Source organism: Fictibacillus barbaricus, assembly GCF_014635025.1.
GTDB lineage: Bacteria > Bacillota > Bacilli > Bacillales > Fictibacillaceae > Fictibacillus > Fictibacillus barbaricus.
Map to the genome: position 1 here is coordinate 1,019,017 of NZ_BMCE01000001.1, position 25,020 is coordinate 1,044,036.

Consider the following 25,020-nt stretch of genomic DNA (forward strand, 5'->3'; position numbering starts at 1 on the left):
GGCGGGCAGTCAGATGGCAAAAAAAGACAGAGGAACGGTATGGCTGGCAGCTGCGGGCTTATTAATAGATGAAGACGGCAAGTGGCTTGTAGTTAAGAAAAAGTATGGCGGCCTAAAAGGAAAGTGGTCCATTCCAGCAGGTTTTGTGGATTCAGGAGAAACAGTAGATGAAGCAGCGGTACGAGAAGTGTTTGAAGAAACAGGCATCAAAGCCGAGGTTTCCGCTATCCTGGGTATCCGGTCTGGAGTGATTAAGGAGACCATAAGCGATAATATGGTCGTTTTTTTATTGAGTAAAAAGGATGGAAGCCTTTCTCAGAACTGCGATGAAATTGAATGCGCAGCTTTTTTAACCCGTGAAGAGTTAAAAAAAGATCCTGATACCTCATTGATGGTTCACTATTTTATGGACTCCAAACAGAGCTTCTTAGAAGATAAAATAAACCCTGGCGATGTATTTGGATATACAACATATAAAATAATGGATTGCAGGTAAAAATGTACGAAATATTCTGATAATTAGAGATTGTGCAAGATGATTACGCTTACATTGGCTTATTTAACTTTAAAATAGGTTTTTCAATACACGCATTCCCTGTTATTATTATCTGAAAATTTAAACAAAAAAGAGGGAGTGTTACAACATGAGAAAACATGCGATTCAGACAAAACAAGATCAATGTTCTTATTGTGAAGGGAAGGGTTATTTCCAGCTCTTGCTTGGCGGTTCTGAAACGTGTGTAGAATGCTGCGGAAGCGGAAAGAAAAGAGCTTAAAACAGGTAACGCTCTCAAACCCGATTGACGTAGTTGCCCCCGTTTAGTAAACTATCTTCAGATATATGGGGGTGCTACATCATGGATTTGCTTTTGCCACAAGTTATCATTTCAATGTTGCTGTTCATGGTTTTATTCTTTGGTATTGGTTTCTTATTCAATATGCTTCTGCGCGCTACATGGTTTATGGTTATTTTATATCCTTTAGTTGTCATAATGATTGTCGATGATATTCGATTTTTTGAGTATTTTACAAAGCCGGGAAACAGTTTTCAACTGCTTGGCAGTGATCTTCTCAACCTATCACCATCAGACATTACCATACTAACGTGCGGTTTTATCGGTGCAGTCCTAGCCGGTACCGCCATTAAGATGCTGCGGGTACGCGGATATCAAATGTTTTAAGAAGTCCCTGTTTCAAGGGGCTTTTTTATTTCCACTTTTCTCCTTCTTTCAGAAATGTGTATACATTTTTCCCCTCCTGGGAAGGAATAGAGAGGAGAGGAGTGGACAATTTTTGCTGATTTTAAGAAAAATTGTAAAGAGAACCACTATTACGTTTCTTTTTATTTGTGCCATTTTTACAACCTTTAGATCGATTTCTGGTGTACAGGCAGATGATATTGCGACATGGATTGACCAAAAAAAATCTGATAACGTCTTAGTGGACGCTGCGCTAAACGTTCTTTCCGATTCCTTAAAAGCTATGCCTGCGATCTATGCACCAAATAGGATGCTTTCTTCAGCCGAGATCAAACAAACTGAACCAATTGACTATTCAAAATATCCTGCTGTAAATGTAACGGCTACAGGGTATACGGCAGGACAGGAAAGTACAGGTAAGACAAAAAGTCATCCTGCATATGGGATTACAAAATCAGGTTTAAAAGTAAAAAGAGACCTTTATTCTACGATTGCTGCAGACACTTCTATTTTTCCGATCGGAACGGTTCTTTGGATACCAGGTTACGGTTTTGGTGTTGTAGCGGATACGGGTTCTGCCATTAAAGGTCACAGAATCGATCTTTATTACAATACAGTTGAAGAAGTATATGAAAAATGGGGCAAAAAGAAGATTGATGTATATGTGGTAGAGCGTGGCGATGGAAAGATTACAGAATCAGAATTAAAAAGCTTGAACGAAGATAAAACGATGCAAGTGTTTAGGCAGCAATATCTATATTAAATCAAAAAGAGCTTCAGGTTATGTGGTAACCTGAAGCTCTTCTATGTTGCTTTCTTCATCTTCCGGCAAAAAAGCAGGAAATTCAGTGGGGTGTAAAAGTGCTGCTAACCGCTTTAATCCGAAAATTAGCCTAGGAGACGGGCGGCAAAAAAGAGATTCCTCGAGTTTTATAATCTTTGTTTGATGGGCTTTTAACAGATTCCATCCTTCTCTCTTTGTAATGTGAGCAGGCTGCATCTTTGCTGTTTTGACGCCTACCCATACCATTCCGATTATATCAGGCTGTCGGGTTACAACGTCCTCCCATGTTGTTTGTAAGCTTGCTAGCTCTACATCATCGAAGACGTTTTGAGCGCCGGCAAGAAGAGCGATCTCAGTAAGCCAATTTATTCTCCCAGGGGTAAATACAGGCTTTGGCCACCATTCAAAATAAATCCTTTTCTTTTGTTTTATGCTATGGCTTATTGTTTCGTATGTATGGATTTCATTCCTCATCCATGTAACCATCTGATGAGCTTCAGCCTGCTTATTTGTTCTCATTCCCAAATCGAGAAGATCGTTTTGGATGTCAATAAGGGTCTGTGGATTATAAACAACGTGTGGGATGTTCCTCTCTTTGAGTTTTTCTACATTCTTTTCCATACCTGGTACACTTAAACTAGCTAAAACGAGATCTGGCTTTAATGACTCAAGTTTATCCATATCAATAGATAGATCTGGTCCTAATCTCGGAAGATCTTGCAAGGCTTTTGGCCAATCGGAAAAATCGTCAACTGCTATCAGGTTGGATGTTAAACCTAAAAAGTGCAAAAGCTCTGTATTGCTTGGACAAATAGAAATCAATTTCAAGTTGAAGTACCTCCTATGCTAAAAACAGCCATGATAGAAGTAAGGTTTGAAGAATACCAAGTAAACCGCCAAAGAAAACCTCAGCTGGACTGTGCCCTAGAAGTTCCTTTAACTCTTTTCTTTGTTCATCAGCATTCTTCTGGTTGAAATCTTCATTAGTCTTCTTAACATGGTCTCTGAATTCCTCTACTAAATCATTCAATACAGCTGCTTGTTCTCCTGCATGCCAGCGTATTCCTTTTGCATCATACATAACAATAATTGCAAACATAGCTGCGATGGCAAATAGGGAAGATCCTAATCCATGAAGAGCCCCAACGGCTGTTGCTAAGGAAGTAACCGAAGCAGAATGCGAACTCGGCATTCCACCAGTACTTATAAATAAATCCCATCTAACTTTTTTTGTTTGATAATAGTGGATAGGAATTTTTAAGAATTGTGCAGAAAATACACCTAATAAGGCTGCGATTAAAGGAAAATTAAATAGTATATCAGGCATAGGGAGCTTCCTCTCAGTGTAGTGTTTTATAGTATGGCTATTTTAGATAGTTGTTACCCGATTTCGATTAAGTTCAATCTCTGGTAACATGAACAAAGAGGGAGGTTTTCAAGAATGGATATTTTTCCTCAAGATTATTATGAGTTTTTCATTGTTTTTAATGATGGTGATTATTACACAGGGCATGACCTGTTAGAGGCGGTATGGCTGACAGATCGCAGCAATCTATTCATTAAGGGTCTTCTGCAGATGACCGTTGCTTTGTATCATTATGAATATGGGAATGTAAAAGGAGCTAGAGAAATGTTGAAGGTTGCAAAACATTATCTCACACCGTATAAGCCCGTTCACTGGCAATTAAACTTAGTTCCCGTCCTCAAATATATTGATAAGTGTTTGCTTGATATTCCCTTACATATAAACAGAGTGAAGTTTGAAGAGATTCATACATTGCCAGCACTTCCGAGACTCTATTTAAATTTAGAAGAATAAAGAGCCGTGAATTCGAAATATTCTAATAGAAGGAGTATAATAAATGGAGATTAGGAAAACGAATAAGGGGGAACTTTCACGTGTTTACAATCAAACAGCTTTGGAGTACTAACGAACAAGAAGAAGTCCTACTGGTCGGTTTATTTCAAGAACCAAAACTTACTGGTGTAATGGCAGATATGGATAAAAGTTTAAATGGAAATATTACGGAACTGATTAAAGACGGAGATCTTTCTAACAAATTAAAAAATATAAAGAAACTAAATACATTAGGTCAGCTTGGAACGAAGAGGATCTACTTTGCCGGTCTAGGGAAGCGTGAAGATTTTACTTATGACAAAGCTAGAAGTTCCTTTGGAAGAGCTGTACAAGAAATTTTAAAGGAGAAAAGAACCCATTTTTCTATTCTTCTTGATACATTTCTTACAGACCAACTCTCAGTGGAAAAACTAGCACATGCGTTTAGTGAAGCGGCAGGTACAGCCGTTTATCGTTTTGAAGATTATAAAAAGAAATCCAATGAACCACAAAGAAGATTAGAAACGGTTACGGTCTATACAGAGAATAATGAAGCAGAAGCAGGCTTAACGAGCGGATACGCTTATGCTAAAGGCATCAATCTTGCTCGTGACCTTGTTAATACTCCTGCAAATCTTCTTACGCCGACAGATCTTGCTGCAGAAGCGATCGATGTAGCACTTGAATATGACATGGAATACGAAATTCTTGAAAAAGAAGATATGGAAAAGCTGGGTATGGGAGCTATTCTGGCTGTAAGCAAGGGATCAGATCAGCCTCCTAAATTGATCACAGTAAAATATCAAGGTGGAAAACCAGAGGATGCTTATGTGGCTTTAGTTGGAAAAGGCTTAACGTTTGATGCTGGCGGATATTCGATCAAACCGGCACTTAATATGCATGAAATGAAGAGCGACATGGGTGGAAGTGCAGCTGTTATAGGAGCAATGGAAGCGATTGGTCGATTAAAACCAGAAATTAATGTAATGTTTGTCATTCCATCTTCTGAAAACTTGATCAACGGAACAGCCATGAAACCGGGTGACGTGATTACTTCACTAAGCGGAAAAACGATTGAAGTACGTAATACGGATGCAGAAGGTCGTCTTATCTTAGCTGATGCCATTACGTACGCTAAAGAACAAGGAGCTAAATATATTGTTGATGTTGCAACGCTAACGGGAGGCGTGTTAGTAGCACTTGGAGACTGTACAACAGGTGCGCTAACCAACGATGAAAGTTTCTATGAACACATTAGACAATCAGCGTCAGATGAAGCAGAACTTTTATGGCTGCTTCCTAGCTTCCAACCATTTAAAGACATGCTGAAAACGAGTGATGTTGCGGATCTGAACAATTCTACAGGCAGATTAGGACACGCGATTACAGGAGGCTTGTTTGTAGGAGAGTTTGCTGAGAATACTCCATGGGTTCACTTGGATATCGCAGGGACTGCCTATTCTTCAAAATCAACAGAACTGGGGCCAAAAGGTGCTACAGGAGTCATGGTTCGAACCCTTACGACATTCGTAAGAAATTTTAAAGCTTAATTTTATATACAAAAACTGGATCTCTATAAGAGGTTCAGTTTTTTTGTTTTCTGATTGACACTTTTACCTATCCGTGTTAATTTGTTAAAGGTTTAACAAATTAGCGATTTAGCGAAATAAAGCAATAAAGCTTCTAAGGAGGAAATACTAATGAATGCTGTAGTATTAGCTGTTGCAGTTATGCTAGTACTTAGCCTTTTACGTATACATGTTGTAGTAGCATTGCTTGTAGGCTCTTTGACAGGCGGACTACTTGCTGGAATGGGGTTGACAGAAACCATAACAGTATTTACTGAAGGGTTAGGTTCTAATGCAGTTATTGCCTTAAGTTATGCGTTACTAGGAAGTTTTGCAGTAGCATTATCACGTACAGGACTTCCAGAATTGATGGTGAGTAAAGCTGTTCTCCTTGTTGGCAGGGAAGGTGAAGGAAGAAAGAAATCTTTATCAAAGGTTCTTATCTTATTTGTCATTCTAATGATTTCTTGTTTTTCACAAAACTTGATCCCGGTTCATATTGCCATCATCCCGATCTTTATTCCACCACTTATAACCATCTTAAATGAGTTGGAACTTGATCGAAGACTTGTAGCAACCGTGATTACATTTGGATTGATCACCCCTTACATGTGGTTCCCTGTAGGTTTCGGAGGGATTTTCCATGAAATTCTGCAGACCAATATGAAAGACAGTGGATTAACGGTAGACCTTGATCAAATACCATCTGCGATGACCATTCCGTCTTTAGGGATGATTGTTGGTCTTCTGGTTGCTGTTTTTATTTCCTACCGAAAACCAAGAAAGTACGAAGATAAAATAGCGAACACATTCGAAGCTGAGAAAACAAATTACACCAAACAGTCCATTATCGTAGCTGTTTTAGCAATTGCCGCAACTCTGGTCGTCCAACTAAAAACAGACTCTATGATCTTTGGGGCTCTATCAGGAATTATCGTTCTTTATTTTAGCGGAAAATTAAAACTGAATACTTCAGATCGGCTGTTAACGGAAGGAATGAAAATGATGTCTTTCATCGGTTTTGTTATGATTGCAGCCGCTGGTTTTGCAGCTGTTATGCGTGAAACAGGTGAAGTCGAAACATTGGTGAAAGACAGTGTAGCACTTATTGGAAACTCCACAGCACTAGGTGTTCTTCTTATGTTAGTTATCGGCTTGCTCGTAACCATGGGAATCGGTTCATCGTTTTCTACGATTCCAATCATTACAACGATATTCGTTCCCCTTTCAGCGGAATTAGGTTTAAGTGTTATGGCCACGATTGCGGTTATAGGTACCTCTGCGGCCTTAGGAGATGCGGGTTCACCTGCTTCAGACAGTACACTCGGACCAACTTCTGGTTTGAATGTGGATAATCAGCATAACCATATCTGGGATACTTGTGTCCCAACTTTCCTGCATTACAACTTGCCGCTGATCGCATTTGGCTTTATAGCTGCTATGGTGTTATAGAGAGTTCAAAGGACAGATTCTTTTTAGAGTCTGTCTTTATTTTTTTATAAAAAAATACACATGCTATGTGGTAAGGAGGGATAAGCAGTGGCAAAACGAAAACATTCTTGGAACGCAGCAGCAAAGAATAATTCAACACCAACAGAAAGCATGGCTAACGTTGAGTTTTCGGATGAGAAATTTTCAGATGACATTCCAAAAAGAGATACACAAAGCCCTAGATCAAAAGGAAAATAAAAAAAAGCTGGCTCCGTCGTTCATGGAGTCAGCTTTTTGTTTTTATTCAAAAAAGGTAAGTTCAGGCACCCACTGTTTCATGTGGCTTTTGATCTCCTCATAAGATTTTTTCATGGCAGGAAGGTCTTTCATGGGATGGATAACAAACGGTTGATCGACATAAGTTGGAAGAAATTTAGGTTCCGTTAATTCGATGCTGATTTGAGATCCTTTTTGTCGTTTTGTAACGGAAAGTTGAACAATGCCTCCGATGTCTTTAAATTCCCGTCGTTGACCTGATAAGAAGTTTCCTAAAGAATAAGCTACAAACGTTTTAGAACCATCACTGGCTGTTTCCCACTTGACTGGCTGAAGAACATGAGGATGATGTCCAATAATAATATCACCGCCAGCTTCCGTTACAACTTTCACCATTTCCTTTTGAAAATCATTTGGCATGCGTTCATATTCATTTCCAAAGTGAAGAGAGACCACATTTACATCAGACAGTTTTTTTGCCTGGGCAATGTCATGCTTGATGCGCTCCACCTCAATTAAATTCACAAGATGATCTTTCCCGGTTGGTACCGGTATGCCATTTGTTCCGTAAGTATAGCTTAAAAAAGATACAGTTATATCATTCTTTTTGATCAATCTTATATTCTGACTGTCTTTTTCATTTAAAAATGCACCTGTATACATCACGTCGATTTGATTCCAATAGTTCAGGGCACTTAAGATTACTTTTTCTCCTCGGTCAAGAGTATGGTTATTCGCTAGTGTAACAAGATCTACCCCATTTGCTTTTAAAGCATCACCCACTTCATGAGGTGAATTAAAGGATGGATAAGATGAAAGCCCATGCTGTTTACCGCCAATCATTGTTTCCTGATTCGCAATTGTAATATCAGGCCCAGTTAAATAAGGCTTTACAGGCTGAAAATTACGATTAAAATCATACCCGGATGGTGTTTTGGCTTTATTATAAACCCTATCATGGATCAATATGTCCCCTACGGCTGCAAGAGTTAGGTTTGTTGTTTTCTCAACAGGCTTCTCTGCTGCTGGCTTAGGTTTATTCTCTATTGGTAAGGCATTGTTTTCTTGTTTCGGTGCCTTTTTTTCTTCTACCGTCTTTAAATCTGCGGTATTATACATATATATAAGTGCGATTGTCGAAAAGAAAACGATAACGATTCCGGCAAACCACCAAATACGTTTCATTGGCAGCACCCCCCTTGGCTCTATCATAATGGAAAAAGAGGGGATATGTATATGTCAAATTACCTTGTATTGAAAACGGTTCCAATCAGAACATTCAGGAGGAAAGTACAAAATGAGACAAATTACAGCAGAAACAGTAGAATTTTTAGATCAAAATGATGAACTGGCTTCCTTTAAAAACGAGTTTTATACAAAAGATGATTCAATATACTTAGATGGAAACTCACTGGGTCTTCTATCCAAGCGAGCAGAACAGTCCCTTTTAGATGTTTTGAATGATTGGAAAGAGCAAGGAATAGACGGCTGGATGGGTGGGAAATACCCTTGGTTCACGTTGAGTGAACAGTTAGGAGAGAAGCTAGCTGTACTGGTAGGAGCTGAAGCAAAAGAAGTAATCGTTACAGGTTCAACGACAGTGAACCTTCATCAGCTAGTTGCTACGTTTTTTGAACCTAAAGAAGGAAAATCAAAAATATTAGCGGACGAACTGACATTTCCTTCTGATATTTATGGATTGCAGAGCCAATTGAGATTAAAAGGATTTAATCCGGATACAGAATTGGTGCAGGTTAAAAGTGAAAATGGATTAACACTTAATGAAGAAGATATTATAGATGCAATGACAGATGATATAGCACTTATTCTATTACCATCTGTACTATACAGAAGCGGGCAATTGCTTGATATAGAGCGACTTACAAAAGAAGCACATAAACGCAATATTCCGATCGGTTTTGATCTATGTCATTCAATCGGTGCTCTTCCACATGAATTAAGTAAATGGGATGTTGATTTTGCTTTCTGGTGCAATTATAAATATGTAAATGCTGGGCCAGGAGGAGTCGGCGGACTATATGTAAACAAAAAGCATTTTACAAAAACTCCTGGTCTTTCAGGATGGTTTGGCAGCAAGAAAGAAACGCAATTTGATATGGATCATCATTTTGATGCAGAAAACTCTGCAGGGGGTTATCAGATCGGTACACCTCACATGCTGAGCACGGCTCCTTTAATCGGGTCATTGTCTATTTTTGAAGAGGCGAAAATTGAAAGAATTCGGAGCAAATCTTTAAAATTAACAACACTGTTGATGGACTTGCTGAATCAAGAACTTGAAAGTGAATTCATCATCGTAAATCCACTCGATGATAAAAGGCGTGGAGGACATGTTGCTCTTATGCACAATGATGCAGCACGAATCTGTAAAGCTTTGAAAGATAATGGCATCGTTCCAGACTTTAGAGCTCCAAATATTATACGGCTAGCTCCTGTAGCTCTTTATAACTCATTCAGTGATGTATATAAAGCGGTAGGGATATTGAGTAAGATTATGAAAACACGTGAATATGAAAAGTATGAAAACAAAAGGGAAGTTATCGCTTAAGGAGGGATATGGATGAAGCTCTTCGATATTTCTATGCCTCTCTATAATGGTGTACCTGGATGGCCGGGTGATACTCCTTATCACTTTGAGCTGGCATGGACAAAAGAAGCATCCGGTTCAGTAAATGTCGGAAAAATGGAAATGAGCAATCATACTGGTACGCATGTAGATGCCCCGTATCATTTTAATAATGAAGGGGAAAAGGTTATCGATCTTCCTCTGGATTTATATATGGGACCAGCTCTGGTCATTGATGTTTCAGGTGTTGAGGAGATTACAGTTGAATGGATAAGGGAAAAACTTGTGGATGGTACTAAACGAGTACTCTTTAAAACAAAATGCTGGCAAGATCGGACGGTGTTTCCGGAAAAAATCGTTCCTATTTCACCAGCCGCTGTGCCTTTTTTATACCAGTGCGGCGTTCAGTTAATTGGTGTTGATATGCCTTCAGTCGATCAGTTGGACAGCAAAGAATTGGGAGCACATCACGCACTTTACAAACATAACATTCATATTCTAGAAGGTTTGGTGCTCGATGATGTGCCTGAAGGAGACTATGAATTAATCGCACTGCCACTTCCTTTAAAAGATGGTGACGGAAGCCCTGTCAGAGCTGTACTAAGGGAAATATAAAAAAAGATGATGAAAAAAACAAGCACAGATCTGTGTTTGTTTTTTCTTTTTAACTTAAAACTGCACTTTTGAGATTTTATTAGCAGTTCCTTATAATAGAAAAGAGATATACATTGGAGGAACGTTATGTACAAGTATGGTTTTACGAATTATTTTGAAGGTGAACTGCACTTTACAGGTCATGATGCAGTTCAAGTTGGTCCATGGCTGAATGTCTACATTCTTTTTGAGATCAAAAATGTTGAGATTTTGCCAGAGGGATTAACAGAACCGAGTGCACTAGCTGTTTATGATAAAGATGGAGAGCTGCAAGAGATTATCGCTCATGATGAAGGCGTAGACTGTGAGTATAAGTTTACGGATAAAGAAAAGGTTCAGATTACAGACTACTTGCAAAAAGCAGGTGTAAACAGAGTCGAGAAGGAGTGAGTGCTAGATGAAAATTACAGGGATTGAACCAACACCAAGCCCAAATTCAATGAAGATCAACCTTACGGAAACACTGCCCGGAACCGAGCGTTACAATTATACAAAAGATCAGGCGGACAAAGCTCCTGAATTTATTTCTGAAATCCTTAAAGTAGAAGGAGTAAAAAGCATCTATCATGTTGCAGACTTTATTGCGCTGGAACGCAATCCCCGTGCAAAATGGGAAGATGTACTTGCAGGAGTAAGAAAAGTTTTTGGTCAAGATGAAGAATTCGGCACTCAGGAGCAAGAAGCCCAAAAAGAAGATGAAATTACAGAAATCACAGTTCTTGTTCAGATGTTCCGTGGTCTTCCAATGCAAATAAAGCTAAAGACAGAACATGAAGAAAAACGTGTGGGATTACCTGAGCGTTTTGCAAAAGCGGCTCTAGAGGCTCAGGATTCATCGGAAAACCTTGTCATGGAACGCAAATGGGAAGAACAAGGGATTCGTTATGGGACTTTTGAACAAGTAGGAAATGAAGTAGCTGAAGAGCTATCTGCAGTTTATCCACAAGAACGTTTAGATCTATTAGTGAAACAAGCCTATAGCTCAAATGGAGATCAAGAACTAAATAAGGAGGCTGTTTCAACCTCAGAGGTTGCTGAAAAACTTCGGGATACGGATTGGCAGACAAGATATGCGGCTCTAGAGAAAATGAACCCTACAATAGATGATGTAATGGTACTTAAACAAGCACTTAAGGATGAAAAACCGTCCATCAGACGTTTGGCTGTTGTGTATTTAGGGATGATTGAAGATGAAGCCGTTCTTCCTCTTTTATATCTGGCACTTCAAGACAAAAATGTTTCAGTTCGGCGTACGGCTGGTGATGCCTTGTCTGACTTAGGTAATCCAATGGCTATCCCAGTTATGTGCGATGCACTTTCAGATAAGAATAAGCTTGTTAGATGGCGTGCAGCTCGTTTTCTTTTTGAAGTCGGCGACGAAACAGCTCTTCCTGCATTAAAAGCCGCTCAAGATGATCCGGAATTTGAAGTTGCTTTACAGGTAAAAATTGCAATCGAACGAATTCAAAGCGGTGAAGAGGCTGCTGGTACAGTTTGGCAGCAGATGACAAAAAGCCGTGAAAAATAAGAAATAAAAGACCCGCTGATGAACAGCGGGCTTTTTTTATGAAGTTTCCTGATGTATGCCTTCTTCGTGCTCTTCTCTCTCTATAAAACAAATAATTTCGTTGGAGATTTCTTGTGGTTTTTCCTCCATCACTAGATGCCCGCACTTTTCATATATGATAAGTTTAGCATTCGGAAGATCATGCTTTAAACGGTATCCAGTTTTAACTGGGATGACTTTATCTTCTTTACCCCATATCATTAAAACAGGCTGCTTAATTTCTTTTAGCTCGTTTGAACTCATATCCCCTTCACGATGTCTTAACAGTCTTATTAATGAGTTAATAAAAGCTGCTTCACTTATCGGTTTTTTATAGCTTTCAATCATTTCTTGAGTGACTAGTTTTGAATCATGCAGAACAGATAATAAATTTTGCTTTACATCTTTTTTTTGAATCCAATTTCTCATTCCCCAAGTAAACAAAGGCAAATAAGAACATGCGATTAACGATCTGCTTGCGCGTTTAACATATGAACAGCATCCGAGTAATATAAGCTTCTGAATGCGTTTTGGTGCTTTTTTGGCAGCGTGCATGGAAATCTGGCCACCCATTGAATGACCTATTAAAATCACATCTTGAATATTAAGTTTATCTAAGAAGTCAATGATCAGCTGCCCATAATTACTTAATTTATAGATGAAGCTAGTCGATTTTTCGCTTTGCCCAAAGCCTGGCAGATCCAGAGCGATCACTTTGTACTTTTTGGTTAAGTAGGGCAGAAGTTGTCTAAAGCTGATCGTGGAGGATAAAAATCCGTGAACAAGAACAACTACTTGTGCATCCGGATCTTCGTGTTCATAGTATTCATAATAAATTTGAACATTGTTTACAATCAAACGATATCCTGGAGAATAAATATGCTCTTCGTTAACAGCCATGAATGTCCTACCTCCGTCCGCAGAATTCTATGTGTAGTTTTACCAAAGTGGGTTAAGTATACAAGGTGAAATTATTTCCTTTCGTTTCTTCCGATTTAAACAGAAAAACGTTTGTTGTACCACTAGTGCAATATCGTCAAGGAAATTGCGATTGCCTTGTTTTCTAAGTCGGAATTAACCGTTATTTCAGCATTTCTATTGTCCAGCCTCAATGACCAGCTCCTCGAGGTCAAATTCTCTCCTTTCCTGGATACAAAAAGCGTATCCTCGTTCAGGAGATTATTTGCTTGTCGGAGCTATCCCGGTCATTTCAGCATTTCTACTGTCCAGCCTCAATGACCAGCTCCTCGAGGTCAAATTCTCTCCTTTCCTGGATACAAAAAGCGTATCCTCGTTCAGGAGATTATTTGCTTGTCGGAGCTAACCCGGTCATTTCGGCATTTCTAGCTAAATTTGTGCGTTTGTCTCTATTCCTCTTTACCCACTTCGTACATATTTTATTAAGGAGTAAGAACGCATAAAGAAGAAGGAGGTAGCAGGATGGCATTTCCATATTATCCTTACTATTATCCGTATGCATATGGTGCCTATGGTGGTTATGGTGGCTATGGTTACGGTTGGGTCTGGGCTGTAATAATAATCTTGTTTATTCTCATATTGATTTTCGGTGGCTGGTGGTGGTGGAACACTAGAGATTAACAAAACAAGGCTTGGAGGTAGGGTCTTCAGGCCTTTTTTTGCTTGAGTATGGATGAACTGCAATGCGGGGATAATGAAAGAAAAAATGGAGAGATGTTATGCATAGTCGACAAACAGTCCGCTATATATGTGAGGAGTACGTTAGCGGAAACTGTTATTATTACAAAAGTGAAATCATTACACATGATAATTGGAAAAATCTTGACTCCCTTTCCTGGTCAAGGCCCCGTCCAATTTCCAAGAAGACCTTTCTGAAACAGAAAAAAGCAGGGTACAAAACAGAGCATAAGTTTATAAAAAAAGAACCTGCTGTGGTCGTTTCACTTCATAAGATGAAAACCGTCTAGCTCTAGGCGGTTTTTTCGTTTGGAAATAAAAAAAGACCGATCCTGAAAAGACCAGTCAAAAGGGGGGAATATCTTAATGCATTTACAACATCAATTATGATCAGATTGTACATTTTTTAAACTCATTTTATTAAAAGGGTTACATCTTTTTTGAGTAGGGGATACAAGTTGTATGATGTTTAATAAAGGAGCGAACAGGTATGGATAAATTCAGAATTGCAAGAGACACGTTAGGTGAAGTCCGTGTGCCAGAAGATGCATATTATGGAGCTCAAACACAGAGAGCTGTAGAGAACTTTCCCATTAGCGGGTTGCGATTGCCGTTTTCCTTCATAAAAGCACAAGCCATTATTAAAGCCGGTGCAGCATATGCGAATAAGGAATGCGGTGTACTGGATAATCAAAAAGCAGAAGGGATCATAAAAGCCGCAGATGAAGTGATTGCTGGAAAATGGAACGAACAATTTGTTGTAGATGCTTACCAGGCAGGGGCTGGCACCTCGCAAAACATGAATATCAATGAGGTGCTTGCTTCACGGGCAGCAGAGATTTTAGGAGGTAAAAGAGGGGATTACTCGATTGTCCACCCTAACGATGATGTGAACATGTCTCAGTCTACAAATGATACAATTCCAACTGCTATTCAAGTGTCTGTCGCTGATCAGCTTCACAAAACCTTATACCCTGCACTTAACAAGTTACTCGATGTGCTGGAAGAGAAAGAAAAAGAATTTCATGGTGTTATTAAAGCAGGAAGAACACATTTGCAGGATGCTGTCCCCATTCGATTAGGGAGTGAATTTAAAGGGTACAGAGGAGCTATTGAATCTGTTAAGCATGCATTAGAACATACTGAAGCATCTCTATACTTACTAGGGCTTGGCGGTAACGCAGTAGGTACTGGGATCAATGCCCATAAAGATTATGCAGATCTTGCCATTAAAGAGATTGCAAAACGAACAGGCTTGCCATTTTCCAAAAGTGAGAACACGTATGCGTTTATGCAAAACACGAATGCTGCAATTCGTGTAAGCGGGCATTTAAAAGAATTAGCCATCCATCTTATAAAGATCTCAAGTGATCTTAGACTTTTAAGCAGTGGGCCCAGAACCGGGCTCGCTGAGCTCACCTTGCCTGCAGTACAGCCTGGCTCTTCTATAATGCCGGGAAAGATCAATCCAGTTATCTTAGAAAATCTGTATATGATCTGCTCTCAAGTTATTGGTAATGATACTTGTGTAACAACAGCAGCGATCGGCAGTCAGCTGGAAATTAATCCAATGATGCCTGTAATCGGATTTAACGTCTTGCAATCCATCACGATCCTAAGTAATGGGATAATGATCTTCACGGAGAAATGTTTAAAAGAAATTACGGCAAACAAAAAAAATATTGAAGCATGGCTAAATCAAAGTCTCTCACTTGTTACAGCGCTTAACCCGCATATCGGTTATGAAAAAGCAGCAGCATTAGCAAAGGAAAGCTTTGAAACAGGTAAAATCTTAAAGGATTTATTAATTGAGAAAAAACTGTTTTCACCAGATGAGGCTGAACGTATCTTAGATCCTAAATCGATGATATAAAAATACGGATTTGTAACTTTTACATCGGTTTTCTCGACAATTATAGTACAGAATTCTTGTTTTTCATTTAATAAATAAAAATGTAGTGAAGAGTGGGAGTTACGGAGGTATAATAGAGAAGTTCATTCACATATATAGGGAATGAATTAATATTCTGGAAAACAAATTTGGAAACTCGGTATTGAAATGAAAAGTGGGTATTTGAACTGTTTTTGGGGAGGAACTTGAAAATGTGCGGTTTTATTGGGTATATGTTAAATACACCTGAGACGGTAGAACAAAAGGAAACGGAACAATTAATTAATATGACAAATATCATAACTCACCGGGGTCCGGATGATAGTGGTCATTTTGTCGATCAGTACGTACGCTTTGGGTTTCGCCGTCTTAGCATCATAGATATAGAAAGTGGTAAACAGCCATTATCCTATGAAGATGATCGCTATTGGATCATTTTCAATGGTGAAATATATAATTATGTTGAAATAAGAAAAGAGCTAGAAGAGAAAGGGTTTGAATTTAAAACTCATTCGGATACCGAAGTAATCTTGGCACTTTTTAGTAAAAATCGAGAAGATGCTTTTAAGGAACTTCGCGGTATGTTCGGCTTTTTGATTTGGGACAAAGAAACAAAAGAGCTTTTTGGAGCAAGAGATCCTTTCGGCATTAAACCATTTTTCTATCTAGAAGATGACGAAGGGCTTTATTGTGCATCTGAAAAGAAAAGCATTACCCTTGTAAAAGAAAAACAGGAAGTGGATGCCGAAAGTTTGCACCACTACTTAACCTATCAATTTGTTCCCGAGCCGATGACTTTAACAAAGGGTATAAAGAAGTTAGAGCCGGGTCATTATTTCGTAAAAAAAGCAGGAAGACCTTTACAAATAAAATCCTTTTGGAAGCCAAACTTTGCTCCTAAGAACTTGAGTTTGGAAGAAGCAAAGGACAAGATTCGTTCAGTCATGAGAGACTCTGTTAAGGTGCATATGCGTTCTGATGTACCTGTTGGTGCTTTTCTATCAGGCGGCATTGATTCCAGTACGATTGTAGCTTTAGCCAGTGAACTTCATCCGTCATTAAAGACATTTACGGTTGGGTTTGAAAGAGAAGGGTTTAGTGAGATTGATGTTGCGGTCCAAACGGCAGCGGCACTAAATGTAGAGAACATTCACTACCTTGTAAAACCAGATGAGTTTATGAGAGAACTGCCAAAAATCATTTGGCATATGGATGACCCAGTAGCAGATCCTGCTGCTGTTCCGTTATATTTTGTAGCCAGAGAAGCAGCCAAGCATGTTACGGTTGTTCTTTCTGGTGAAGGTGCTGATGAACTATTTGGGGGATACAATATCTATCATGAACCACACTCTTTAAGACATCTTTCTTCGATGCCAAAAGGAATCACAAAGGGTCTTGCTGCAATTGCGAGCCTATTGCCTGAAGGTGTTAAAGGAAGGAGTTTTATCGAACGAGGAAGCATGACAATTGAAGAACGTTATATCGGAAATGCCAAAATGTTTTCTGAAGCTGAAAAGAGCAAACTGTTAAAGAACTATCGTTCAGCCTACAACTATAAAAATGTTACAAAACCTTTATATGAAAAGGCTGCTCAGTTCCATGATGTTCATAAGATGCAATATATTGATCTGCATACCTGGATGAGAGGAGATATCCTCGTAAAAGCAGACAAGATGACGATGGCTCATTCACTGGAATTACGTGTGCCGTTTCTCGATAAAGAAGTGTTTAATGTGGCCTCAGAATTGCATCCTAATCTTACCGTTACGAATGGAACAACTAAATATGCACTAAGAGAATCCATGAAAGGAATTGTTCCTGATTCTGTGCTGCACCGCAGAAAATTAGGCTTTCCAGTACCGATCCGCCACTGGCTGAAGAGTGAAATGTATGACTGGGCTAAACAATTAATCCATGCTAGCGATACCGATCAATATATCAAAAAAGATGTTGTATTAGACCTGTTAGAAGGTCATCGTGCAGGGCGTGGCGACTACAGCAGAAAGATCTGGACCGTGCTTATGTTTATGCTATGGCACCAAATCAATATTGAGAAAACATATGACTTTGGTGAAGAATATTTACTTACACCGAAACAGCTTCATGAAATGACTGTTTCAAGCCAATAACACTCCTTGTATTAGTTTTGCTTGTACGATTTAATTATGTTATACTTAACAGGTTAAAAAATAGTTAGGAGTGTTTTCATGAATTTTGAAGTAGGTAGCATTGTTGAAGGTAAAGTTACAGGCATTAAGCCTTTTGGTGCGTTTGTTGCATTAAATGATAATGTACAAGGTCTTGTACACATTTCTGAAGTTTCTCATGGTTTCGTTAAAGATATTAATGAGGCTTTGAGTGTTGGGGACGTTGTGTCAGTGAAAATTCTTTCTGTTGACGAAGACAGCAAGAAAATTTCACTTTCCATCCGACAAACACAGGAAGCTCCAGCTCCTGCACCTAAAAAAGAACGCCGCCCAGGTGGGTTCAACAACAACAAAAAGAGCAACACAAGCAACAACCAAGATGCTAACAAAGGTTTCAACACACTTGAAGCAAAACTTAAAGACTGGTTGAAAGAGTCTACTGACCGCCAGGCTCAACTAAACAAGCGTCTTAAGAAATAATTAAAAAACCTCTCGAGTCGAGAGGTTTTTTTTATTGTACAAATATTTAAGCGCGATTATGTTCCGCTTGACCTTCAGGGCTTAGTTCTTCAGAAGGCTTAAATAACAATGTTAAACAATATAAACCAGAGAGTCCAACTAGGCCATAAATAATTCGAGCTAATGCAGAATCCTGTCCGCCGAAAATAGCAGCCACTAAATCAAATTGGAAGAATCCAATAAGACCCCAGTTGATTGCTCCGATGATCACTAAGGCTAATGCAAAACGTTGTAATCCACTCATTATACTTCCTCCTGATCTGTATCAATAGACTGCCCACATATGGTGCCAATTTTTTACTTTATTTATACATTCCCTTAATCTCCTAAATGAAACAAAGCAGTTAAACACATCCTAATATTCGGTAAGCTAATTACTTTACATTGCTTTCCCTGTCCCACATAATACGGGTTAACCATGCCCGAAGGAGAGATCATGATGAACGAATATATATATTACAATCCAACTCGATTAGTATTTGGAAAAAATCAAATTCAAACGTTAAAAGATGAACTAGGGAACTTTGGGAAAAAAGTGCTTGTCGTTTATGGAGGCGGAAGCATTAAACGTAATGGGCTATACGACGAAGTCATGAATGAGTTAAAGAAAATGGATGCGGAAGTCAGTGAACTCTCAGGGGTGGAGCCAAACCCGCGGGTTTCAACTGTTAGAAGAGGAGTTGAAATCTGCAAAGAAAAAGGAATCGATACTTTATTAGCTGTGGGGGGCGGAAGTGTTATCGATTGTACAAAAGCAATCGCAGCCGGTGCAAAATATGATGGAGATGTTTGGGATCTTATAACATTGAAAGCTCAGCCACAAGAAGCACTTCCATTTGGAACAATCCTAACTTTAGCTGCAACTGGATCTGAGATGAATTCAGGTTCTGTCATTACGAACTGGGAGACACAAGAAAAATATGGATGGGGAAGTCCGCTTGTATTCCCTAAGTTTTCAATTTTAGATCCGACATATACATTCTCTGTACCAAGAGATCAAACGATCTATGGTATCGTTGATATGATGTCACACGTATTTGAGCAATACTTCCATAATGCAACAAATACGCCGTTACAAGATCGTTTTGCAGAATCCATTCTCTTAACCGTAATGGAAGCTGCACCTAAACTTTTAGAGGACCTTGAAAACTATGATTTACGTGAGACTATCCTTTACAGCGGTACAATGGCGCTGAACGGCACTCTGCAAATGGGACTTCGTGGTGATTGGGGCAGTCATAATATTGAACACGCAGTTTCTGCTGTTTATGACATTCCGCATGCAGGCGGTTTAGCCATCCTTTTCCCTAACTGGATGAGACATAATGTAGATACAAATGTAGCTCGCTTTAAGCAGCTTGCTGTTCGTGTATTTAACGTTGAATCAGAAGGTAAATCTGATAAAGAAATTGCTCTTGAAGGAATTGACCGTCTATCAGCGTTCTGGACTTCTCTTGGCGCTCCAAGCGCTTTAGCAGATTATGACATTGATGACTCTAAACTAGACCTTATTGCCGATAAAGCAATGGCTAGAGGAGAGTTCGGTAACTTTAAGAGTCAAAATAAAGAAGATGTATTAAACATCTTAAGAATGTCATTATAAAAGGAGGGGATGTACCCCTCCTTTTTCTTATCGTTAGTTTTGAATATTTCGTCTATTTAAAGAAACCGATTTCATTTGCTTGGTTCCTTGATTTGAAAGTTGTACTTGTATAAAGTGAAAGAATAATGATGTTTTTAGGAGGCTTACATATGACAAGAAAGCTAAGTTTTGATTATAGCAAGGCCCTTTCTTTTATCGGCCAGCACGAAGTAGATTATCTATCAGGTGCTGTAAAAGCAGCACACCATGCTATTCACGAAAAAACAGGTGCAGGAAACGAGTTTTTAGGCTGGGTAGACCTGCCTGAAAATTATGACCGTGAAGAGTTTAGCCGTATCGTTAAAAGTGCAGAAAAAATTAAAAGTGACTCAGATGTATTAATCGTGGTGGGAATCGGCGGTTCTTATTTAGGAGCACGTGCAGCCATCGAAATGTTAAATCATTCTTTTTACAACCTTTTATCAAACGAAGAGCGTAAAACGCCACAAGTATTTTTTGCCGGGCAAAACATCTCATCAACATATGTTAAAGAACTATTTGATGTATTAAAAGATAAAGATGTATCCGTAAACGTGATCTCTAAATCAGGAACTACTACTGAACCTGCTATCGCTTTCCGTATCTTCCGAAAGTTCTTGGAAGAAAAGTACGGAAAAGAAGAAGCACGTAAACGTATCTATGCTACGACAGATAAAGCTCAAGGAGCATTAAAAACATTAGCTAACGAAGAAGGTTATGAGTCATTTGTTATTCCTGATGATGTTGGTGGACGATACTCAGTGTTAACAGCAGTAGGACTTTTACCAATTGCGGTTAGCGGAGTAAACATCGAGGAAATGATGAATGGAGCTAAGGAAGCTTCATCCGACTTTAATAATCCAAACCTGGCAGAAAACAGCGCATATCAATATGCAGCCGTCCGAAATGCGCTATATAACAAAGGGAAAACAATTGAATTGATGGTTAACTACGAGCCAGGCTTACACTATGTATCAGAATGGTGGAAACAGCTTTACGGAGAAAGTGAAGGAAAAGATTATAAAGGAATTTACCCTGCATCTGTTGATTTCACTACTGATCTTCATTCTATGGGACAATATGTACAAGAAGGTCGACGTGACCTTTTTGAAACCGTTCTTTATGTCGATCAAGCTCGTGAAGAATTAACGATTGAAGAAGATGACCAAAACTTGGATAAGCTTAATTTCCTTGCAGGTCAAACGATGGATTTCGTAAACAAGAAAGCGTTCCAAGGAACACTGCTTGCACATACAGATGGCGGAGTACCTAACTTAATCGTTTCCATTCCTGAAATGACACCTTATCACTTTGGGTATATGGTCTATTTCTTTGAAAAAGCATGTGCAGTTAGTGGATACCTTTTAGGTGTTAATCCTTTCGATCAGCCTGGTGTTGAGGCTTATAAGAAAAACATGTTTGCCTTACTTGGTAAACCAGGATTTGAAAAAGAAAAAGAAGAACTTGAAAAACGTCTATAATGGTTTTAAACTGGCTTAACAACGGTTGAGCCAGTTTTTTTATCTCCTTTCTCCATTGATGAAACATCCAAATAATCTTTTCATGATTTGGATACGCTAAACAATAGGATACAAAGGAGGAACGTACATGAAACTCATTAAAAGCAAGCTGGAGAATCAATTATGTGCTTTGAATGAAGCGGAAGAAGTGATGAAGAGCATGGGCTTTTCATACGGAGGTAATTGGGATTATGACCATGGATATTTTGACTATAAAATTGACGATGAAATAGGATACACCTTTTTAAGAATCCCGTTTAAAGCAGTCGAGGGTGAACTGGATAAAAAAGATACAGTGATTCAATTAGGTGAACCTTTTCTTTTATCACACAAATATCAGATCGGTCTTGATGATAACGCTGAAACAGGAAATCTATCAGGCAGTTTAAACCAATTTTCAGAACCTCAAGACCCAGACGCTACAATTGATAAAAAGTGGATAGGTATTGGAAAAGAACTGGTGCAAAAAGTGGAAACGGCTCTTTTAAAGTAAAAACAGATAGGCTTATAAATCCTATCTGTTTTTTTATATGAGCTCTTTTTCTAAATTTAATACCATTGCATGTGAAGCAAGACTAGACGTTTGTATAATATGATCAGCACCCGCACGCCTAGCATTTGTTGCCTGTTCGGAGGTTAGTATTTCAGCATGTATTGATACTTCTGTATTTAATCCTCGTGCTGTAAGAATGGAAAGGATCGTATTCCTATCAGCATCAGATTCTTTTAAGTTAGCATCGGCAGTAATAAGTACTGTGTGAGCCTTTTCGATACGAGCTTTTATCCACGTATAGTCTATACTCGGTTTGCCGTGAATAAAATGGAGACCCTCCATATATAGCGGGTTGGCTTTTAACGAATCATCAATCAAAACAATGTGATCTGTTTGAAGTATGTTTCTCATTGCTTGGATCGTATTTCGTGAACGTTCATTCCATCCAACAATGATAAAATGATCTTTTTTTCTGTACATATTCTTCCCCTCAAAGAAACGATTTTCATTCTTTACGACAGTGCTGGCAAAATGAACCGTTAAAAAGGCTAAAAAAGACCCGCCTAAAAAGACCAAGAAGATAGAGAGTAGCCTGCCTTTAAATGAATGTGGCGCATAGTCACCATACCCTACTGTTCCTGCCGTCATAACAGCCCAATAAAAACCTTCAAAAATGGTTGGAAACGTATCTGGTTCGAAGAGGTGGACTAAAACAGCGCTCAAAAAAAGAATAATAAATAAGTTGATACCTAGCCTGATTAGCATAGGCATTCTCAGATATACGTAATAGATTTCGCGCATAGGTACACTCTCCTCCTATTATCACTATTGCCAAAAAAGAGTCCTGTTTATACGAAAAAAGAGAAAACAAAAAACCTCCAGGTTTTACCCAAGAGGTCTTGTTTTATGAAGCTTGTTGAGTTATTGCTTCGGTAGGAACTGAGCTCTCCTGCATAACAGGATCTGATGAATTTTGATTGTTAAGTGATATAGCTTGTTTATAAAGTTCTTCGCTTATAACTTGTGAATCTGTTTTCATCCTCACTTCAATAACGATGCCATCCATAATAATTTCAATATAGAAGCAATCTTCTTTTGGTTCAGAAGTTGGTTCAGGATCGATTAGAACAGGTTCCTCAACAGGATTAGGAGGATTTTCTGCTTCCTTTGGTTTATCCTCTTTCGGTTTTTCTTCTTTTGGTCGATCTTCTTTAGGCTTCACTTCTTTAGGTTTTTCTTCCTTATGCGTTTCATCCCTAGGTGGAACAATCGCCGCAGGGACATCCTTTTGTGGTGGTTTTGAAGTTTCTTTTCCATGTACACTTACCACTGCAGAAGGTGAATTCGGTTTTACCTGTTTTTCTTCTTTATCTTCTTTTTTCAGTTCAGCTGCTGGGTGTTCTTCGTTATGTGAAATAACAACATGGCTTGTTTGCGATTGAATGGGTTTCTTTTTTTGAGCTTCGTCTACTTTTTCATAGACAGGTAATATAGGTATTTCTTTTTTTGTTTTTTCGTCTTGTTCTTTTTCATCTAGAATGGGAAGAGGGGGTTCGTATACCAGGTCTGCTGATTCTTCTGCAGAAGCATTTACTATTTTCTCTTCTTCTTTCAAAAGCTCTTTAATCGGGCCGACTTTTTCAGAGATTTCCTCAATGGTTTGACCAGAAATTTCATTTTTTGTAATCTTAATGCCCGATTTCTTAGCTGCTGTATAGATTGCATAATGTCCAGGTGACATGTTCATCTTTTTTGATTGTTCACGCTCTTTAGAACTCATAACAATCGTTGTCATTTCAACCGATTTCTTTTTTGCGGTATTCGTCATAACCTCGTTTACACGTTGTTTCATTTCTTTCTCCATATCTTCCGGAATCTCTTCAGATAAGGTTGTAGTAATTAAGACTTCTTCTTGTGTTTTTAAGTATCCAAGGTCTTCACAAGTTTCAAAGATAAGGCTCGTTACATATGCGATGTCTTTCTTTTCCCAATCTGGCATATGGTCCAAAACGTTATGACCTTGCTGATTAAAAGCGGCAATTTCAAGGACTTTCATATCCTCGTCGATCTTTAATTCCAGACTTGGATCCATGTCCATCCCAACATATGCATAAGCTCCTTGTCCTGAGAGGGGGGACAGAACTTGGAAGAACAAAAGAAAAATCGCTAAAGCAACAGCAGTACCCGTCTTCCAATTTACTAGAATAGAAAAGATTGAACTCTTTTTCTCATGTACTAAAGGAAGAGTGATTTCTTGTCCTACTGCGTAAGCAGCATTTGTGTTTTTAACCTTTTTAAATTCGCCGCCTTCAGCCAGAACGATAAGGTGGCGTTTGCTGACCTCTACAATAATCGCTTTGTTCATTAGTGTTTTCCTCCCGTGCCCGGCACATACTGCAGTAACACATGATAGTTTTCAATAAAGATAAGTGTGAGTGCGGTTATGTATTCTCGTTGCCTTTTCATGGTGAGTTTCTGGTGCTGTGTACTCTCATTATGAAGAAGGGGCAATCGTTTCCATGTTAAAAAGTAGTTTCGCATATCAGGATCTCCCGCTATCTCTTCAGCCACTTGAATGGCTTGATGTCTATCATCTATCTCTTGTGGAGTACTGGCTACTAAATGTTTAAAATCTACTCCGAATTCCTTTAATCGCATTTTAAAATGCGAGATTTCTTTAACAGGATCTATTTCTGCCATTGTATTGGAGCATAAGCTTAAAGCTGAATCCGTATGATGCGATTCAAGCCCCGGCTGCATGGATTTATTCTTTTTGGTAAACCACCGGCGAATCAATTGTTCCCCCTCCTTCCGTACCATATGTAAAAATATATATTTCAAGATAATAATAACCAAATTATTATAGTATACTTTCACTAGAAAAAATAGTGAAAAAAGTCATGCCAGTGAATGTTTAATGAGTTTGATAGTACAAAGAGTTGGAAAAGATGTGAATGGGTGATAATTGTGAAATACAATAAAGAGGACCGTGAAAAATATAGTGAAGCGATAGATCGCATGCAAGAAGGATTAGACAGCATGATCGATTTATATAACGAAGCAGAAGATGACGAAGACTTGATTCAGTATGATGAAGACGTCATTACGGCAATAAAAAAGGCAAAAGAAAACTTTGGTGACGAATTCATCGACCAAAAGATTAACACGATCGTCAAAGAAGTACTTTCACTCATGCAGGGGGGACAGACCCCAAACAAAGACAAATAGTCCTTGTTTGTTTATCTGAAGTGGACACTTTAAATAACGAATGAAAAAACCGTCTTAGGAACT

At 38.7% G+C, this 25,020-nt stretch carries 28 protein-coding genes; 20 read left to right on the forward strand and 8 right to left on the reverse strand.

Features of this window, described 5'->3' with window-relative positions; translation table 11 throughout:
- Nucleotides 1-13: 13 nt before the first annotated feature.
- From IEV52_RS04910 to IEV52_RS04925, 4 genes are all read left to right on the forward strand, one after another.
- Nucleotides 14-496: an NUDIX domain-containing protein gene (locus IEV52_RS04910; protein ID WP_188401380.1), complete on the forward strand. Its 483-nt coding sequence runs from the start codon at nucleotides 14-16 to the stop codon at nucleotides 494-496.
- Between the two features lie 148 nt (nucleotides 497-644).
- Nucleotides 645-776, forward strand: coding sequence for a YuiA family protein (locus IEV52_RS04915; protein WP_188401381.1), 132 nt, complete (start codon nucleotides 645-647; stop codon nucleotides 774-776).
- Between the two features lie 81 nt (nucleotides 777-857).
- A complete protein-coding gene (locus tag IEV52_RS04920; protein ID WP_188401382.1) occupies nucleotides 858-1,181 on the forward strand; it encodes a YuiB family protein in 324 nt (107 codons plus the stop codon).
- Nucleotides 1,182-1,293: 112 nt separating this feature from the next.
- A complete protein-coding gene (locus IEV52_RS04925) occupies nucleotides 1,294-1,962 on the forward strand; it encodes a 3D domain-containing protein (RefSeq protein ID WP_240460862.1) in 669 nt (222 codons plus the stop codon).
- Between the two features lie 18 nt (nucleotides 1,963-1,980).
- Here IEV52_RS04925 and IEV52_RS04930 read toward each other — a convergent pair whose 3' ends face one another.
- Complete coding sequence (locus IEV52_RS04930; RefSeq protein WP_188401383.1) at nucleotides 1,981-2,811, reverse strand: cobalamin-binding protein; 831 nt, start codon at nucleotides 2,809-2,811, stop codon at nucleotides 1,981-1,983.
- Between the two features lie 13 nt (nucleotides 2,812-2,824).
- The gene (locus tag IEV52_RS04935; protein ID WP_188401384.1) at nucleotides 2,825-3,310 is read right to left on the reverse strand and encodes a divergent PAP2 family protein; all 486 of its coding nucleotides are present in this window, start codon (nucleotides 3,308-3,310) and stop codon (nucleotides 2,825-2,827) included.
- Nucleotides 3,311-3,424: 114 nt separating this feature from the next.
- Here IEV52_RS04935 and IEV52_RS04940 point away from each other — a divergent pair, with 114 nt between their 5' ends.
- From IEV52_RS04940 to IEV52_RS04955, 4 genes are all read left to right on the forward strand, one after another.
- Entirely contained in the window at nucleotides 3,425-3,802 is a 378-nt protein-coding gene (locus IEV52_RS04940) for a DUF309 domain-containing protein (RefSeq protein ID WP_188401385.1), read from the forward strand.
- Between the two features lie 80 nt (nucleotides 3,803-3,882).
- A complete protein-coding gene (locus IEV52_RS04945) occupies nucleotides 3,883-5,370 on the forward strand; it encodes a leucyl aminopeptidase (protein ID WP_188401386.1) in 1,488 nt (495 codons plus the stop codon).
- A 150-nt stretch (nucleotides 5,371-5,520) separates the two neighbouring features.
- Complete coding sequence (locus tag IEV52_RS04950; RefSeq protein WP_188401387.1) at nucleotides 5,521-6,840, forward strand: Na+/H+ antiporter family protein; 1,320 nt, start codon at nucleotides 5,521-5,523, stop codon at nucleotides 6,838-6,840.
- Nucleotides 6,841-6,927: 87 nt separating this feature from the next.
- Nucleotides 6,928-7,077 carry a hypothetical protein gene (locus IEV52_RS04955; protein WP_188401388.1) on the forward strand — a complete coding sequence of 50 codons (150 nt, stop codon included), beginning with the start codon at nucleotides 6,928-6,930 and terminating at the stop codon, nucleotides 7,075-7,077.
- A gap of 42 nt (nucleotides 7,078-7,119) precedes the next feature.
- On the opposite strand, the gene IEV52_RS04960 is transcribed toward IEV52_RS04955, so the two are convergent.
- A complete protein-coding gene (locus IEV52_RS04960; protein ID WP_188401389.1) occupies nucleotides 7,120-8,280 on the reverse strand; it encodes a CapA family protein in 1,161 nt (386 codons plus the stop codon).
- A 112-nt stretch (nucleotides 8,281-8,392) separates the two neighbouring features.
- Between IEV52_RS04960 and kynU the strand changes: the two genes are divergently transcribed.
- The 4 genes from kynU to IEV52_RS04980 all read left to right on the forward strand — a co-directional run bounded on the left by kynU (nucleotide 8,393) and on the right by IEV52_RS04980 (nucleotide 11,864).
- Nucleotides 8,393-9,664, forward strand: coding sequence for a kynureninase (kynU, locus tag IEV52_RS04965; protein ID WP_188401390.1), 1,272 nt, complete (start codon nucleotides 8,393-8,395; stop codon nucleotides 9,662-9,664).
- A gap of 12 nt (nucleotides 9,665-9,676) precedes the next feature.
- The gene (kynB, locus tag IEV52_RS04970; protein ID WP_188401391.1) at nucleotides 9,677-10,297 is read left to right on the forward strand and encodes an arylformamidase; all 621 of its coding nucleotides are present in this window, start codon (nucleotides 9,677-9,679) and stop codon (nucleotides 10,295-10,297) included.
- Between the two features lie 126 nt (nucleotides 10,298-10,423).
- Nucleotides 10,424-10,726: a hypothetical protein gene (locus IEV52_RS04975; RefSeq protein ID WP_188401392.1), complete on the forward strand. Its 303-nt coding sequence runs from the start codon at nucleotides 10,424-10,426 to the stop codon at nucleotides 10,724-10,726.
- A 7-nt stretch (nucleotides 10,727-10,733) separates the two neighbouring features.
- Nucleotides 10,734-11,864, forward strand: a complete 1,131-nt coding sequence (locus tag IEV52_RS04980; RefSeq protein WP_188401393.1) for a conserved virulence factor C family protein — start codon at nucleotides 10,734-10,736, stop codon at nucleotides 11,862-11,864.
- A gap of 36 nt (nucleotides 11,865-11,900) precedes the next feature.
- Here IEV52_RS04980 and IEV52_RS04985 read toward each other — a convergent pair whose 3' ends face one another.
- Nucleotides 11,901-12,782 (reverse strand): alpha/beta fold hydrolase, encoded by an 882-nt coding sequence (locus IEV52_RS04985; RefSeq protein ID WP_188401394.1) that lies wholly within the window; start codon nucleotides 12,780-12,782, stop codon nucleotides 11,901-11,903.
- 540 nt (nucleotides 12,783-13,322) lie between these two features.
- On the opposite strand from IEV52_RS04985, the gene IEV52_RS04990 reads away from it, so the two are divergent.
- The 4 genes from IEV52_RS04990 to yugI all read left to right on the forward strand — a co-directional run bounded on the left by IEV52_RS04990 (nucleotide 13,323) and on the right by yugI (nucleotide 18,056).
- On the forward strand, nucleotides 13,323-13,481 hold the full coding sequence (locus tag IEV52_RS04990; RefSeq protein ID WP_188401395.1) for a sporulation protein YjcZ: 159 nt from the start codon (nucleotides 13,323-13,325) through the stop codon (nucleotides 13,479-13,481).
- Between the two features lie 547 nt (nucleotides 13,482-14,028).
- Nucleotides 14,029-15,411 (forward strand): class II fumarate hydratase, encoded by a 1,383-nt coding sequence (locus IEV52_RS04995; protein WP_188401396.1) that lies wholly within the window; start codon nucleotides 14,029-14,031, stop codon nucleotides 15,409-15,411.
- 230 nt (nucleotides 15,412-15,641) lie between these two features.
- Entirely contained in the window at nucleotides 15,642-17,558 is a 1,917-nt protein-coding gene (gene asnB / locus IEV52_RS05000) for an asparagine synthase (glutamine-hydrolyzing) (RefSeq protein ID WP_188401397.1), read from the forward strand.
- Nucleotides 17,559-17,636: 78 nt separating this feature from the next.
- Nucleotides 17,637-18,056, forward strand: coding sequence for a S1 domain-containing post-transcriptional regulator GSP13 (yugI, locus tag IEV52_RS05005; RefSeq protein ID WP_188401398.1), 420 nt, complete (start codon nucleotides 17,637-17,639; stop codon nucleotides 18,054-18,056).
- A gap of 46 nt (nucleotides 18,057-18,102) precedes the next feature.
- Here yugI and IEV52_RS05010 read toward each other — a convergent pair whose 3' ends face one another.
- Entirely contained in the window at nucleotides 18,103-18,339 is a 237-nt protein-coding gene (locus tag IEV52_RS05010; protein WP_188401399.1) for a DUF378 domain-containing protein, read from the reverse strand.
- A gap of 195 nt (nucleotides 18,340-18,534) precedes the next feature.
- Here IEV52_RS05010 and IEV52_RS05015 point away from each other — a divergent pair, with 195 nt between their 5' ends.
- From IEV52_RS05015 to IEV52_RS05025, 3 genes are all read left to right on the forward strand, one after another.
- A complete protein-coding gene (locus IEV52_RS05015; RefSeq protein WP_188401400.1) occupies nucleotides 18,535-19,698 on the forward strand; it encodes an iron-containing alcohol dehydrogenase in 1,164 nt (387 codons plus the stop codon).
- Nucleotides 19,699-19,847: 149 nt separating this feature from the next.
- Nucleotides 19,848-21,197: a glucose-6-phosphate isomerase gene (locus IEV52_RS05020; protein ID WP_188401401.1), complete on the forward strand. Its 1,350-nt coding sequence runs from the start codon at nucleotides 19,848-19,850 to the stop codon at nucleotides 21,195-21,197.
- Between the two features lie 127 nt (nucleotides 21,198-21,324).
- Nucleotides 21,325-21,729 carry a YugN-like family protein gene (locus IEV52_RS05025; RefSeq protein WP_188401402.1) on the forward strand — a complete coding sequence of 135 codons (405 nt, stop codon included), beginning with the start codon at nucleotides 21,325-21,327 and terminating at the stop codon, nucleotides 21,727-21,729.
- 33 nt (nucleotides 21,730-21,762) lie between these two features.
- On the opposite strand, the gene IEV52_RS05030 is transcribed toward IEV52_RS05025, so the two are convergent.
- The 3 genes from IEV52_RS05030 to IEV52_RS05040 form a co-directional block, all read right to left on the reverse strand.
- Entirely contained in the window at nucleotides 21,763-22,530 is a 768-nt protein-coding gene (locus IEV52_RS05030) for an NAD-binding protein (RefSeq protein WP_188401403.1), read from the reverse strand.
- A 103-nt stretch (nucleotides 22,531-22,633) separates the two neighbouring features.
- On the reverse strand, nucleotides 22,634-24,094 hold the full coding sequence (locus IEV52_RS05035; RefSeq protein WP_188401404.1) for an anti-sigma factor domain-containing protein: 1,461 nt from the start codon (nucleotides 24,092-24,094) through the stop codon (nucleotides 22,634-22,636).
- Entirely contained in the window at nucleotides 24,094-24,525 is a 432-nt protein-coding gene (locus IEV52_RS05040) for a hypothetical protein (RefSeq protein ID WP_188401405.1), read from the reverse strand. Before IEV52_RS05040 ends, IEV52_RS05035 begins: the two co-directional genes overlap by 1 nt.
- 171 nt (nucleotides 24,526-24,696) lie before the next feature.
- Here IEV52_RS05040 and IEV52_RS05045 point away from each other — a divergent pair, with 171 nt between their 5' ends.
- Nucleotides 24,697-24,957: a hypothetical protein gene (locus tag IEV52_RS05045; protein ID WP_229754192.1), complete on the forward strand. Its 261-nt coding sequence runs from the start codon at nucleotides 24,697-24,699 to the stop codon at nucleotides 24,955-24,957.
- Nucleotides 24,958-25,020: the final 63 nt, after the last annotated feature.